Genomic DNA, 436 nt, shown 5'->3' with positions numbered 1-436 from the left:
CGCCCCGGCCGCGGAGCCGCAGGAGCCCGCCGCCGAGGCCGACGCGTGGCCCACGCCCGCGTGGGAGGCACCCGCGTGGGAGCCGCCGACGTGGCAGGCCCCCGCGTGGGAGGCGGCCGAGCCGGCCGCCGAGTCCGCGCACGCACCCGTCGCCGAGCCGGTCGTCGAGCCCGAGCCCGCCGCCGCCCCGACGTTCGAGCCGGTCCAGCTGGTCCCCGACGACGAGCCCGAGCAGGCCTGGGAGGCGCCCGTCGCCGAGCAGCAGCCCGCCTGGGAGGCCCCGGTCGCCGAGCAGCAGCCCGCGTGGGAGGCGCCGGTCGCCGAGCAGCAGCCCGCGTGGCAGCCGCCGGCCGCGGACCAGCAGCCCGCGTGGGAGGCGCCCGCCGCCGAGCAGGCGTGGCAGGCACCCGTCGCCGAGCAGCAGCCCGCGTGGCAG

Annotated in this window: 1 pseudogene; it reads left to right on the top strand. The window is 82.3% G+C overall.

Annotated elements, in window-relative coordinates:
• Positions 1–436, top strand: a pseudogene (locus CTKZ_RS21920) (DUF349 domain-containing protein); the annotation flags it as partial.

The organism is Cellulomonas algicola, assembly GCF_003851725.1.
Classification (GTDB): domain Bacteria; phylum Actinomycetota; class Actinomycetes; order Actinomycetales; family Cellulomonadaceae; genus Cellulomonas; species Cellulomonas algicola.
This window is presented reverse-complemented; position numbering and strand designations above follow the sequence as displayed.